This is a genomic window from Pseudonocardia sp. Cha107L01 (genome assembly GCF_052566575.1).
This window is the reverse complement of the sequence record NZ_CP199579.1, coordinates 5,019,094-5,032,632: the sequence shown is the minus strand read 5'-3', so window position 1 is coordinate 5,032,632 and position 13,539 is coordinate 5,019,094. Positions and strand designations below refer to the sequence as shown.

Here is a 13,539-nt window from a genome sequence, read left to right as displayed (position 1 = left end):
GAACAGGCCAGTCCACCGAACAGACTTGACCGCCGAACAGGCCCGACCGCTCGAAGAGGAGGGAACGCCGTTGTTCCGGATCGCCGAAGTCAGAGTCACCCCGATCCTGATCTCCGACCCACCGCTGCTCAACGTGCAGGGCGTGCACCAGCCCTACACGCCCCGCACGATCGTCGAGGTCACCACCGAGAACGGCGCAACGGGGCTCGGCGAGACCTACGGCGACACCGACTACCTCCGGGTCGCGCAGGCGTTCGGGCCCGAACTGGTCGGCTCGCCGCTGACCGTCAACGGGCTGCTCGGGCGGGTGCTGGCCAGCGCCGAGCGGGTCGAGGTGAGCGAGCTGGACAACCGGGTCTACGCGGAGGGCCTGCGCGGCAGCCGGACGCTGCCCAAGGTGTGCCGCAGCGTGGTGTCCGCGTTCGAGGTGGCCATCCTGGACGCGCTCGGCCACGAGCTCGGAGTGCCGGTGCACGCCCTGCTCGGCGGCAAGGTCCGCGACGCGGTGGACTACAGCGCCTACCTGTTCTACCGCTGGGCGGAGCACCCCGGGCCCGGCGAGCCCAGCGACGACTGGGGCGCCGCGCTGGACCCGGCCGGGGTGGTCGCCCAGGCACAGCGGATGGCCGACGACTACGGCTTCACCTCGTTCAAGCTCAAGGGCGGCGTGTTCGAACCGGCCGAGGAGGTCGCCGCGATCCGGGCGCTGGCCGAGGCGTTCCCGGAACATCCGTTGCGGCTGGATCCCAACGGCGCCTGGTCGGTGCCCACCAGTCTCGAGGTGGCCGGCGCGCTCGAAGGGGTCCTGGAGTACCTGGAGGACCCCACCAGCGGCACCGCCAACATGGCCGAGGTGGCCAGGAAGACCAGCCTGCCGCTGGCCACGAACATGTGCGTGACCGCGTTCGACGAGATCCCGACCGCGTTCGCCAGTGACGCGGTGCAGGTAGTGCTGTCCGACCACCACTACTGGGGTGGGCTGCGGGCCACCCAGGACCTGGCGGCGGTCTGCCGCACCTACGGCGTCGAGCTGTCCATGCACTCGAACACCCACCTGGGCATCAGCCTGGCCGCGATGACACAGGTGGCCGCGACCATTCCCGATCTGCGCTACGCCTGCGACTCGCACCGGCCGTGGCAGACCGAGGACGTGATCACCGAGCCGCACCGGTTCGTCGGCGGCGCGGTCGCGGTGTCCGACGGTCCGGGGCTGGGCATCGAGCTGGACCGCGACAGCCTGGCCGCGCTGCACCAGCGCTGGCTCGACAGTGACGTCCGGGGCCGGGACGACGCGGCCGCGATGCGCCGGGTCCATCCCGACTGGGTCACCCCGCGGCTCCCCCGCTGGTAGCCGTCCCGTCCGTACCTGCCCGCCAGGACCACCCGACCGCCATGACCTCGGAGCGGAGACACCGATGACGCTGGCGTCTGAGAACCCGGCGTGCCGTAGCGCGGTGCGCAAGTTCTTCCGGCGGATGTTGCCGCTGCTGGTGTTCATGCTGGTGGTGAACCAGATGGACCGGACCAACGTGGGCTTCGTGCAGTCGCACCTGAAGACCGACCTCGGCCTCGGCGCGGCCGCCTTCGGGCTCGGCGCCGGGCTGTTCTTCGTCGGGTACGCGATCTTCGAGGTGCCCAGCAACATGCTGCTGGAGCGGATCGGCGCCCGGATCTGGCTGACCCGCATCATGATCAGCTGGGGTGTCGTGGTGGCGGCCACCGCGCTCACCCACAACGCCGAGACGTTCTACCTCCTGCGTTTCCTGCTGGGCGTCGCCGAGGCCGGCTTCTTCCCGGGCGTCATGTACTACTTCACCAAGTGGCTGCCCAACGCCGACCGCGGTCGGGCCAGCGCAATCTTCCTCGGCGGCTCGGCGTCGGCCTACATCGTCACCGGCCCGATCAGCGGCGCCCTGCTGGAGCTCGACGGCCTGCACACGCTGGCCGGTTGGAAGTGGATGTTCCTGCTCGAGGGGGCCTTCTCCATCGCGGTCGGCATCGCCGCCGGCTTCCTGCTGGTCTCCCGGGTCGGCGACGCGAAGTGGCTGAGCAGCGAGGAGAAGGCGGCGCTGAGCGCGGCGATCGCGGAGGACGAGCTGGCGCGGCGGGACAGCGGCAACGAGCGGGTGTCCCGGTGGCGGCTACTGGCGGACCCGCAGGTACTGCTGCTGTGCTGGATCTTCTTCGCCATGTCGCTGACCGGGTACGCCATCACCTTCTGGCTGCCCAGCACCGTGGCCAAGATCGGCGGCCTCGGCGACTTCCAGATCGGGTTGCTCTCCGCGATCCCGTGGATCGTCGCGATCATTGCCATGTACACGCTGGCCTGGCACACCGACCGCACCGGGAAACGCCGGCCGTGGGTGGCCGTCGGCCTGGTGGTGGGCGCGATCGGCACCTTCCTGGCGACCATCGGCTCGCCCTGGTTCGGGCTGGCCGCGATGTGCGTGGCGGCCACCGGGTTCAAGTGCGCGGCCGCCGCGTTCTGGCCGATGACCCAGCACAACCTGGACCTCAAGATCGCCGCCGCGGGCATCGCGCTGATCAACTCGCTCGGCAACCTCGGCGGCTTCTTCGGCCCGGCCGCCCTGGGTTACTTCGAACAGGCCACCGGCAGCACCACCGGTGGGCTCTACGGGCTGTCCGCGGCCTCGCTGATCGCCGCGGTCACCGTCGTGCTGGTGCGGGCCCGCCGCGTCAGCACGGCGACCCAGACAGGAGACGCCGCCGCGCTGGCCCCGTGACGACCCACGGGGATGGCGCGGCGGCGTCCTGCCGGCCGCATGCGCAGCGGCCGGCCGTGACCGGCCGGGGGGTTGGCGAGATCCGCCTTACGCCCCGGCCGCCACCTGTTGGTTGAGCAGGTCCGCGACGGCGGCGATGGCGCGCAGGGTCGGCACGTCGGCGCCCACCATGTCGGCCAGCTCCACGACCGCGGTGAGCAGCACGTCCAGCTCCATCGGACGGCCCCGCTCGAGGTCCTGCAGGGTTGACGTCTTGTGCTCTCCGGTGCGCTCGGCCCCGGCGAGGCGGCGCTCGATCGAGACGCTCACCTGCGCGCCCACCAGCCGCGCCACCTCGATGGTCTCCTCCATCATCGTGGCCACCAGCGCCTTGGTGCCCTTGTGTCTGCAGATCCCGGCCATCGTCGCCCTGGTCAGCGCACTGAGCGGGTTGAAGGAGATGTTTCCCATCAACTTGATCCAGATGTCGTTACGCAGGTCCTCCTCGACCGGGCACTTGAGACCGCCGGCGATCATCGCGGCGGCGAACTCGGTGCACCGGGACGAGATCGTGCGGTCCGGCTCGCCGATGGAGAACCGAGTGCCCTCCAGATGCCGCACCACGCCGGGCGACTCGATCACGGTCGCGGGATACACCACGCAGCCCACCGCCCGGTGCAGCGGCAGCACCTTGGTCACCGCCCCGCCCGGGTCCACACTCTCGATCCGGCGTCCCTGGTAAGGGCCGGGGAGCCCGTAGAAGTACCACCACGGAATGCCGTTCTGCGCTCCGATGACCGTGGTGTGCGGCCCCAGCAACGGCTCAACCAGGTGGCTCGCCGCCGCGTATGCGTTCGCCTTGAGGCCCAGGAACACGTGGTCCACCGGGCCGATCTCCTCGGGCCTGTCGGTCGCGTTCGGATGGGCGGTGAAATCCCCGCGTGGACTGAGCACCTGCACCCCCTGGTCACGCAGCGCCGCGAGGTGCGGGCCACGGGCCACCAGATGGACCTCGACACCGGCACGGCAGAGGCTCGCCCCGACATAGGCGCCGATCGCGCCCGCCCCGAGCACAGCAACTCTCATGGTGAGCTCCCGTCGTAAGTTGTATCTAGTATGCAGTATGCGACAAACGGGTCAAGGATTCCTTTGCGTGAACAAGGGTCTGGACAACGGCTCTACCGAGGAGTACCAATTCGGGGATACGGTATGCAGTATGGACGCCGCTACGCGCGGTGACGAGGGAGAGGCCAATGACGCAGACGATCCCCGGCACTCCCCGGCTGCCCCAGGCCGGCGGCTACGGCGAAGAGGTCCGCGACCCCGCCGACATCGGCCCGGCACTCCAGCGTGCACGTGAGTCCGGCCTGCCGTCCCTGATCAATGTCTGGGTCGATCCGGATGTGTACGCACCCGGAACCATGAACCAGACGATGTACAAGTGACCGCCTTACTCAGCCCGGGAGAGCAATTATGAGCAAGGCCCTTGAAGGTGTCCGCGTCCTCGACATGACCCACGTCCAGTCCGGCCCGTCAGCCACCCAGATTCTGGCCTGGTTGGGCGCCGACGTGGTGAAGGTCGAGGCCCTGACCGGCGACATCACCCGGAAGCAACTGCGCGATATTCCGGACGTCGACAGCCTCTATTTCACGATGCTGAACTGCAACAAGCGCAGCGTCACACTCAATATGAAAAGCCCGGAAGGCAAGCAGATCTTCACCGATCTGGTGCGCCAGTCCGATATTTTGGTGGAGAACTTCGGCCCCGGCGCGGTGGACCGCATGGGGTTCACCTGGGATCTGCTCCAGGGACTGAACCCCGGTCTGATCTACGCCTCGATCAAGGGCTTCGGCGAGGGGCCGTACACCCACTACAAGGCCTACGAGGTGGTCGCCCAGGCAATGGGCGGCTCGATGAGCACCACCGGCTTCGAGGACGGCCCGCCGGTGGCCACCGGCGCCCAGATCGGTGACTCCGGGACCGGCATCCACGCCGTGGCCGGCATCCTCGCCGCCCTGGTCCAGCGCGGCCAGACCGGCCGGGGCCAGCGGGTCACCGTGGCCATGCAGCACGCCGTGCTCAACCTGTGCCGGGTGAAGCTGCGCGACCAGCAGCGACTGGCCCACGGACCGCTGGCCGAGTACCCGAACAAGGAGTTCACCGGCGAGGTGCCCCGCTCGGGCAACGCCTCGGGTGGCGGCCAGCCGGGCTGGGCGGTCAAGTGCAAGCCGGGCGGGCCGAACGACTACATCTACGTGATCGTGCAGCCGCCGGGCTGGGCGCCGATCAGTGCGCTGATCGGGCGGCCGGAGCTCACCGACGACCCGGAATGGGCCACCCCGGAGGCGCGGCTGAACAAGCTGGACAAGATGTTCCAGCTGATCGAGGAGTGGTCGATCGACTACGACAAGTGGGACGTGTTGGCGCAGCTCAACGCCCACAACATCCCGTGCGGGCCGATCCTGTCCACCGAGGAGCTCATCTCCGACGCCTCGCTGGTCGACAACAACATGATCGTGACGGTGGACCACCCGGAGCGGGGCGCCTTCACCACGGTCGGCTGCCCGATCAAGCTGTCGGACTCCCCGGTGGCGGTCGAGACGTCACCACTGCTCGGCCAGCACAACGAGGACGTGTATGTGCGAGAGCTGGGCATCGCCCCCGACCGCTTCGCCGAACTGCAGAAGATCGGGGTGATCTAGGCATGGGCGGATACGACAAGGACGCGGTGCGCGAGGTCCTGGACAAGGCACTCGCCGAGAACCGCGACTCGCTCACGGCGCCGGAGGGCCGCAAGGTCTGTATCGCCTACGGCATCCCCACCCCGGGCGAAGGCCTGGCCAGCACCGTCGAGCAGGCGGTCACGCTGGCCAAGGAGATCGGCACCGCACCCGGCGACCCGGTGGTCATGAAGATCGTCTCGCCGGACATCCTGCACAAGACCGAGGCGGGCGGCGTTCGCGTCGGAGTGTCCGGCGACGAGGCGGTCCGGGAGGCCTACGAGACCATCCTCGCCTCGGCGAACCGCTACAACCCGGACGCCGTGATCGAGGGCGTCCAGGTCCAGCAGATGCTCACCGGCGGCCAGGAAGTGATCATCGGCGCCACCACCGACCCGACCTTCGGCAAGGTGGTCGTGTTCGGGCTCGGCGGGGTGCTGGTCGAGGTGCTGCGCGACGTCACCTTCCGGCTCGCCCCGGTGGATGCCGGCACCGCCCGCTCGATGCTCGACGACATCGCCGCCGCCGAGATTCTCCGCGGCGCCCGGGGCGCGGAGCCGGTGGACGCCGACGCGCTGGCCGACGTCATCCGGCGGCTGTCCGACCTGGTCACCGACTTCCCGCAGATCCGGGAGTTCGACCTCAACCCGGTCTTCGCCCGCCCGGACGGCGCGTCCGCCGCCGACGTCCGGATCCTGCTGGAGACCGAGGAGATCGTCGAGCCGGTCCGGTACAGCAAGGACGAGATCCTGGCGACCATGAACCGGCTGATGCACCCGAGGGCAGTCGCCGTGATCGGGGCATCCAACGAAGACGGCAAGATCGGCAACTCGGTGATGAAGAACCTCATCAACGGGGGCTACACCGGGGAGATCTACCCGATCAACCCCAAGGCCGATCAGATCCTGGGCCGCACCGCGTACCGATCCATCGGTGACGTGCCCGGCGAGGTCGATGTCGCGGTGTTCGCCGTGCCGGCGAAGTTCGTCCCCCAGGCGTTGCGGGAGGTGGGTGCGAAGGGGGTACCCGCCGCCGTGCTGATCCCGTCCGGCTTCGCCGAGACCGGGAACGTCGAGGGCCAGCAGGAGATCGTGGCGATCGCGCGTGAGCACGGCGTACGGCTGCTCGGGCCGAACATCTACGGCTACTACTACACGCACGAGAGCCTGTGCGCGACGTTCTGCACCCCGTACGACGTCAAGGGCGGGGTCGCACTGACCTCACAGAGCGGTGGCATCGGCATGGCCATCCTCGGCTTCAGCCGCACCAGCAAGATGGGCGTCTCGGCCATCGTCGGGCTCGGCAACAAGTCCGACCTGGACGAGGACGACATGCTGACGTTCTTCGAGTCCGACGACAACACCACGTGCGTGGCGATGCACCTGGAGGACCTGAAGGACGGCCGGTCGTTCGTCTCGGCGGCCCAGCGCATCACGAAGAAGAAGCCCGTGGTGGTGCTGAAGGCCGGCCGCACCGCGATGGGCGCCAGGGCGGCCAGCTCGCACACCGGCGCACTGGCCGGTGACGACAAGGTCTACGACGACATCCTGCGCCAGGCCGGCGTCATCCGGGCGCCCGGGCTGAGCGACATGCTCGAGTACGCCAGGGGCCTGCCGGTGCTGCCCACGCCGACGGGCGAGAACGTCGTGATCATCACCGGGGCCGGCGGGTCCGGGGTGCTGCTCTCCGACGCGTGCGTGGCCAACGGCCTGACCCTGATGGACATCCCGCCGGACCTGGACGAGGCCTTCCGGGCCTTCATCCCGCCGTTCGGCGCGGCCGGCAACCCGATCGACATCACCGGCGGCGAGCCGCCCTCGACCTACGAGGCGACCATCCGGCTCGGCCTCGAGGACCCGAGGATCCACGCGCTGATCCTGGGCTACTGGCACACCATCGTCACGCCCCCGATGGTCTTCGCCGAGCTGACCGCCCGGGTGGCGGCCGAGGCGAGGGCGAAGGGCATCGACAAGCCGATCGTGGCGTCGCTGGCCGGCGATGTGGAGGTCGAGGAGGCCAGCGCCTACCTCTACCAGCACGGCGTGGTGGCCTACCCGTACACCACGGAGACGCCGGTCGCGGTGCTCGGCGCCAAGTACAAGTGGGCGCGCGGCGCGGGCCTGCTCTAACCGTTCCCCACTCCGTCAACCACGGGACACCTCTCAACTTCGTTCGACCCGTCGGCCGGTCCGCTGGCCGGGCGGGACAGACCGGAGCCGGCCGGACCCGCGTGCCCCGCGGTCCGGCCGGTACAGCTACCACCGCCGGTGGCCTTGGCAGTTTTCAGGGGGTTGCCTCAACTGCCAAGGCCAGGCACCATCCGACTCGCCAGGATCTGACAATCAGCCGGCGAGGCCCACAAGTATTAATCGGTGAAAGGTCGCCCCCGATTGGGGCCTCGTCAAGGGAGACGACGCGTGACCACTACAGCCCTTCCCTACCGGGAAATCGTGGATTCGAACGGTCGGATCTATCAGGTCGGACAATCGCCCGAACAACTGATGGGCAGATCCAGATCTTGGATGATGTGGATGCCCTGGCTCGCCATGATGGGGGTGAGCGTATTCGAGTACGGCTTCGGGGCCGCTGAGAAGACCCTGGAGCACCAGCACGGCTGGACGCTGACCCAGACGTTCTGGTTGGTCAGCATCTGGGCAGTGTTCCAGGCCGGGATCGCGTTCCCGGCCGGGCGGCTGCGGGAGAAGGGGATCGTCTCGGCGAAGGCAGCGATGCTCACCGGCGCGGTCCTGTGCTTCCTCGCATTCTTCGTGCTCGGCATCACCAGCAACCTGTTGGTGAACATCTTGTTCTACTCCGTGGCAGGTGGCATCGGAGCCGGCCTGGTGTATGCGACCTGCATCAACATGGTCGGCAAGTGGTACCCGGAGAAGCGGGGCGGCAAGACCGGGTTCGTCAACGGCGGCTTCGCCTACGGCGCCCTGCCCTTCATCTTCGTGTTCAGCTACCTGTTCAACGCGCACAACTACACGTGGATCATGGGGCTGGTCGGGCTCTACATGTTCATCGTGGTCGGCGCCTGCGGCTTCCTGTTCCGGGATCCGCCGAAGAACTGGTGGCCCGCCGAGGTCGACCCGATGAACGCGTCGGCCCAGCCCAAGTCGGCACGCAGCCTGCGGGTCAACCCGCCGGCGACCAAGCAGTACACGCCGATGGAGGCGATCAAGTCCGGCCAGCTGCCGCTGCTGTGGCTGTCGTTGGCGGTCATCGGTGGGGTGTCCCTGTTCGGCATCGGGTTCCAGGTGCCGTTCGCCAAGTCGCTCGGCTTCGGACCGTTCGTAGCAGCTTCGTCGGCCGGCGTGCTCGCGGTCGTCAACGGGATCGGCCGGGGCGTCGTCGGCTGGCTGTCCGACCAGATCGGGCGCAAGCAGGCCCTGATCCTGGTCCTGGTGGTGGAAGGCGTGGCGCAGTTCGGCCTGCTGTGGAGCGGCAACTCGCACAACGAGGTGCTGTTCATCGCGTTCGCCTTCCTGGCCGGGTTCGGTGGCGGCGCGTTCTACCCGATGTACGCCGCGCTCACGCCGGACTACTTCGGGGAGAACAACAACGCGTCCAACTACGGGCTGGTGTACAGCGCGAAGCTGGTCAGCAGCGTGTTCGGCCTGGGACTCGCGTCCGGGGTGGTGAGCGCCTGGGGCTACACCGGGGCGTACACCATGGCTGGGTTCGTCGCCTTCGGCTCGGCGATTCTCGCCCTGTTCCTGAAACAGCCGGGTCGGCGCAAGCCGGTGCGCAACGCCGCGCCGGCCACCTCGAACACCACGGCGGGCCAAGCGACCTGAGGCCCGCCCGCCCCACCTCCGTCAGCACTCGGACGGAAGACCTCGGCCACCGTGGTTGCCTCCCACGGTGGCCGAGGTCTGTCCGTGGGGACTCCCTGGTGTCACCGCGGTGACGCAGCCGACAGCGCAATCATGGCCGCCGCACAGGTTGAGCGTCTTGACTGGTCCCGAAGGCGCCCCGCCTGAGCGTGGCTCGAAACCCGGCTGAACGGACCCACCCATGACCGCGGCACGCACCGCACCCTCCCCGACCAGCACCATCAACGGGGCGGACCCCATGCTGCGACGGCTGCACGCCGCCGCCCTGGTTCGAATTGCCTACGGCCTCGTCTGGGCGATCGACGCATCGTTCAAATGGCTGCCCGGATTCATTCACGGCCAGACCATCGCCGACGAGCTGGGCGGTGCCAAGAAGATCCACACACCGCTGGTGCACGAGTGGATCTCCATGTGGAGCGCCATCGGCAGCGTCAACCCGGGCGCCTTCGCGGCCGGCACCGCGGTCGTGGAGACGGTGATCGCGGTGTGCCTGCTACTCGGGCTGTTCAGCAACGCGGTGTTCGTGGGCAGTGCGATCTTCTCGTTCGGCATCTGGTCCGCCGCCGAGGGCTTCCACCTGCCGTGGTCCCGCCCGGGCATCACCGACCTCGGCCCCTCGGTCGGCTACATCATCGCGTCGCTGGCGCTGCTGTTCGCCTGCGCGGGCGCGACCTGGAGCCTGGACAGCCGCCTGCACGGCCGACTGGGCCGCTTCGCCTGGCTGGCCGGCTCCCGGCCAGCCGGCAGCTGAGCGAGCGACAGACCGGGAACACAGCGGGAGGCCCGGGTGCCAGTGGCACCCGGGGCCTGCCGGAATCGGAACGTGCCGGATCAGCTCGTGGTGCTGTAGGAGTGCGCTCCGGTGCCGGCCAGCTTGCCGCCGTCCACGATGAGGTACTCGTCGCGGATCGGCGTGCCGGCGAAGTACGACTCCAGGATCTCCCTGGTGCCGGCCGCGTAACGGGTCTGCGCGGACAGCGACGAGCCGGAGATGTGCGGGGTCATGCCGTGGTGCGGCATGGTCCGCCACGGGTGGTCGGCCGGCGCGGGTTGCGGGTACCAGACGTCGCCCGGGTCAGACCCAGCTCCTCCTCGACCTCGGCCGGCAGCCGGTGCCGGTCCGTGTAGTGCAGCCGCATGTCGAATGGCTTGAGCCGGCGCAGCACCGCGAGCCCGATCCGGCCGGAGGCGACGGTACCCACGTCCATGCCCTCGACGTCGTAGGACCGGCCACACAGTCCGCGATGTTCCAGCCACCGTCGCGGACCCACTGGTGCGACGGCAGGTAGTTGCGCACCAGCCCGAGGATCATCATCACCACGTGCTCGGCGACGCTGATGCTGTTGCAGAAGGTCACCTCGGCGACCGTGACGACGTGTGCGATCGCCGCGTCCAGGTCGACGTGGCTCGCCGGAGACACTGCCCAGCAGCGCTCCCATAGCCGCCTCCTCGCGCTGGGTGTATTTCGTATACGCCTACCCTTGGGGCCCCGGCGGTGCACGGGACAAGACGTCGAGCTGATCGACTCTTCGATGGGCCGATTCGCGCCATGGATCAGTAGGGTCGGGTCGTGCCCGGCGACATCCTGATCCGACAGCTGGAGTACCTGGCCGCGCTGGCCAGGGAGGAGCACTTCGGCCGGGCCGCCGCGTCCTGCCACGCCAGCCAGCCGGCGCTGTCCACCGCGCTGCGCAAGCTGGAGACCGCGCTCGGCGTGATGATCGTGCAGCGTGGGGCCCGGTTCAGCGGCTTCACCCCGGAGGGCCACCGGGTGGTCGGCTGGGCGCACCGGATCCTCGCCGAGCGGGACGCGCTGCACCAGGACCTCGACCGGATGCGGCACGGGATGGTGGCCACCGTCCGGATCGGCGCGATTCCCACCGCCGTGCCGGCAACCTCGCTGCTCACCGCCCCGTTCTGCGCCCGGCACCCGCTCGCCAAGGTCCGGATCGAGGTGCTCTCGTCGCGGGAGATCGTCCGGCGGCTCAGCGAGTTCGACCTCGACGTCGGGCTGACCTACCTGGGCGGCAGTGCATCGGCCCGCACCGCGCTCGAGCTCTACCAAGAGCAGTACCTGCTGCTGACCACCGCGGACAGCGAGCTGGCCCAGCGGGAGACCGTCGGCTGGGCCGCGGCGGCGGCGCTGCCGCTGTGCACCCTGGGCCCGAACATGCAGAACCGCCGCATCCTGGACGCGGCGATGGCCGCCGCCGGTGCCCGGCTCGACCCCGTGGTGGAGGCGGACAACGTCGCGGCCCTGTACGCGCACGTGGCGACGCACCGGTGGTCGAGCATCATCGCGCACACCTGGCTGCACGCGTTCGGTGTACCGCCCGGGATGCGGGCCATCCCGCTGGCCGACCCCGGTCCCCGCCCGGCCGTCGGGATCGTCATCGCCGATCACCATCCCGAGTCGATCGTGGCGTCCGCCCTGATCGATGCGGTCCGCGAGACCAACGTCTCCGAGGTGCTGGACCGGTCGGTCGCGGCGGCGATGGCGAGGGCCGCGGCAGAACCGACGGCGGAACCGACCACGACGGCGTAGCGCGTGCCGCACCGCTCTCAGCGGGCCCAGCGCAGCGCGAACCAGAGCTCCATCCGGGTCTCCGGATCGGCCAGGTCCACGCCCAGCTCGCGCTCGACCCGCCCGATCCGGTGTCGCACGCTGTTGCGGTGCACGCCGAGCGCGGCGGCGGTGCGGTCCCACCCACCGTGGTTGGCCAGCCAGGTGCGCAGCGTGTCCACCAGCGGTTCGTCGGGGCGGGTGCTCTCGAGCTCGCGCAGCGGGGCGAGCAACCGGGCGGCGAAGTCGGCGCCGGCCGCCGGGCCCACCATCGCCGCGAGGCCGGCCGAGCGGGCCAGCACCGGCCGCCGCAGCGCGATCGCCCGTTCGCTCAGCGCCCGGACCTCCGACACCGCGTCGGCCAACAGCTCGGCGGGCACCGGGCTGCCGCCCACCACCAGCCAGCCGTCGGCGCGCAGCCCGTCCAGCTGGGTCAGCCCGGTGGCGGCGGGCACGATCGCGGTGAAGCCGGGGCCGTCGGCAACCTCGACCAGCGGGGTGTCCAGCCGGGCGCGCAGCCAGTGGTAGCCGGCCGCCGCCCGGCTGGGCCCTCGGCGGTAGGGCACCCCGGCGAGCACCCGGTACTCCCCCGCGCCGAGCAGCGCCGCCGCCACCTGCGCCGGAGCCGTGCCGCCGAGCAACAGCCCGGTGGCGGCCGCGCCGAGCACGGCGGCGTCCGACCCGGCGCCCCCGGCCAGCCCAAGCAGCGCGGCCCCCACCCCGAGGATCGCCCGCTCGGCACCGCCGAACCGGGCCCGCCGGCCGACCAGTACCAGGCGCGACGCGGTGGCCTGCGGATAGACCGGTTGCGCGACCAGGAAGGTGCCGTCCGGGAGCTCTGTGCTGGCACCCCGGATGCCACTGCCGGCCCGGACCCTGGCGAGCAATTCGGCGGCCTCGGCCGGCAGCGGACGCGGGACCCGGTGCCCGGCGATCGGCACCTCGCCGGATCCGGCTCCAGGGTGGGCGGTGGCTCGCGTCGCGGCCGCCGCTCCGGCAGCGGGTCGCGCGCCGGCCGCGGCTCCGTCCCCGCCACCACCACTGCCACTGCTCGTGGTGCCCCCGCCCACCAGACAGACCCAGCCGTCCAGCCGGCGGCCGAGCTCGGTGGCCACCTCGTCGAGTCCGTCGGCCGCCGCCCTGGTCAACGCCTCCCGGGCCTCGACGATCTTGCGCTGCTCCCGCTGGGCCGCCTCACCCAACGCGACCGACACCGCACGGCTGACCGCCAGGAACGGGATGCGCTCGGGCACCACGAGCAGCGGCAGCCCGTGCCGGGCGCACGCGCGGCGCAGCGTGGCGGGCAGCACCTCGTGCATCGGCGGCGTCACCCCGAAGCCGAGCGCGGTGATGCCGGCCGTACGCAGCCGGCGCACGTACCGGTCCACCTCGCCCGGCTCGCTGGGCAGGTTCACCCCGGAGCTGAGCAGCAGCTCGTCGCCGAGCAGGTACTGCGCCGGATCCCGCAGCTCACACACGTGCGCCCAGCGCACCGGCAGGTCCAGCGCACCCTGCCGCAGGCTCTCCCGGACCACTTCGACAGCCAGCTGGGCATTGTTGACGACGGTGCGTAACGGGATTGACACCTGCTCGACAACTGACGCGACACTTTGGGTCATTTCATCCCAAGAGTACGCCGGATTGAGACGAATCATCCCATTCAACTGCGTGCAGGCCGAACTTACGGTGACCC

Annotated in this window: 12 protein-coding genes; 8 read left to right on the top strand and 4 right to left on the bottom strand. The window is 70.0% G+C overall.

From position 1 onward, the window contains the following. Nucleotides 1-25 precede the first annotated feature (25 nt). Both ACTXG6_RS23565 and ACTXG6_RS23560 read left to right on the top strand, forming a co-directional pair. Nucleotides 26-1,351, top strand: coding sequence for a glucarate dehydratase family protein (locus ACTXG6_RS23565; RefSeq protein WP_445181532.1), 1,326 nt, complete (start codon nt 26-28; stop codon nt 1,349-1,351). A gap of 64 nt (nt 1,352-1,415) precedes the next feature. Further along, nucleotides 1,416-2,744 carry an MFS transporter gene (locus tag ACTXG6_RS23560; protein ID WP_445181531.1) on the top strand — a complete coding sequence of 443 codons (1,329 nt, stop codon included), beginning with the start codon at nt 1,416-1,418 and terminating at the stop codon, nt 2,742-2,744. Between the two features lie 87 nt (nt 2,745-2,831). Here ACTXG6_RS23560 and ACTXG6_RS23555 read toward each other — a convergent pair whose 3' ends face one another. Beyond that, the gene (locus tag ACTXG6_RS23555) at nt 2,832-3,809 is read right to left on the bottom strand and encodes a 2-dehydropantoate 2-reductase (RefSeq protein ID WP_445181530.1); all 978 of its coding nucleotides are present in this window, start codon (nt 3,807-3,809) and stop codon (nt 2,832-2,834) included. Nucleotides 3,810-3,976: 167 nt separating this feature from the next. Here ACTXG6_RS23555 and ACTXG6_RS23550 point away from each other — a divergent pair, with 167 nt between their 5' ends. The 5 genes from ACTXG6_RS23550 (at nt 3,977) to ACTXG6_RS23530 (ending at nt 10,034) form a co-directional block, all read left to right on the top strand. Further along, nucleotides 3,977-4,168, top strand: coding sequence for a hypothetical protein (locus ACTXG6_RS23550; protein ID WP_445190335.1), 192 nt, complete (start codon nt 3,977-3,979; stop codon nt 4,166-4,168). Between the two features lie 28 nt (nt 4,169-4,196). Beyond that, the gene (frc, locus tag ACTXG6_RS23545; RefSeq protein WP_445181529.1) at nt 4,197-5,426 is read left to right on the top strand and encodes a formyl-CoA transferase; all 1,230 of its coding nucleotides are present in this window, start codon (nt 4,197-4,199) and stop codon (nt 5,424-5,426) included. A gap of 2 nt (nt 5,427-5,428) precedes the next feature. Further along, nucleotides 5,429-7,573 carry an acetate--CoA ligase family protein gene (locus ACTXG6_RS23540; protein WP_445181528.1) on the top strand — a complete coding sequence of 715 codons (2,145 nt, stop codon included), beginning with the start codon at nt 5,429-5,431 and terminating at the stop codon, nt 7,571-7,573. Between the two features lie 402 nt (nt 7,574-7,975). Then, the gene (locus ACTXG6_RS23535; protein ID WP_445181527.1) at nt 7,976-9,244 is read left to right on the top strand and encodes an OFA family MFS transporter; all 1,269 of its coding nucleotides are present in this window, start codon (nt 7,976-7,978) and stop codon (nt 9,242-9,244) included. A gap of 220 nt (nt 9,245-9,464) precedes the next feature. Next, nucleotides 9,465-10,034, top strand: a complete 570-nt coding sequence (locus ACTXG6_RS23530) for a hypothetical protein (RefSeq protein WP_445181526.1) — start codon at nt 9,465-9,467, stop codon at nt 10,032-10,034. A gap of 80 nt (nt 10,035-10,114) precedes the next feature. On the opposite strand, the gene ACTXG6_RS23525 is transcribed toward ACTXG6_RS23530, so the two are convergent. Then, a complete protein-coding gene (locus ACTXG6_RS23525; protein ID WP_445181525.1) occupies nt 10,115-10,288 on the bottom strand; it encodes a hypothetical protein in 174 nt (57 codons plus the stop codon). Further along, nucleotides 10,285-10,491 (bottom strand): NAD(P)-dependent oxidoreductase, encoded by a 207-nt coding sequence (locus tag ACTXG6_RS23520; RefSeq protein WP_445181524.1) that lies wholly within the window; start codon nt 10,489-10,491, stop codon nt 10,285-10,287. Before ACTXG6_RS23520 ends, ACTXG6_RS23525 begins: the two co-directional genes overlap by 4 nt. Nucleotides 10,492-10,853: 362 nt before the next feature. On the opposite strand from ACTXG6_RS23520, the gene ACTXG6_RS23515 reads away from it, so the two are divergent. Next, nucleotides 10,854-11,828 carry a LysR family transcriptional regulator gene (locus ACTXG6_RS23515; RefSeq protein ID WP_445181523.1) on the top strand — a complete coding sequence of 325 codons (975 nt, stop codon included), beginning with the start codon at nt 10,854-10,856 and terminating at the stop codon, nt 11,826-11,828. A gap of 17 nt (nt 11,829-11,845) precedes the next feature. Here ACTXG6_RS23515 and ACTXG6_RS23510 read toward each other — a convergent pair whose 3' ends face one another. Beyond that, nucleotides 11,846-13,465 carry a PucR family transcriptional regulator gene (locus ACTXG6_RS23510; protein WP_445181522.1) on the bottom strand — a complete coding sequence of 540 codons (1,620 nt, stop codon included), beginning with the start codon at nt 13,463-13,465 and terminating at the stop codon, nt 11,846-11,848. Between the last annotated feature and the right edge of the window lie 74 nt (nt 13,466-13,539).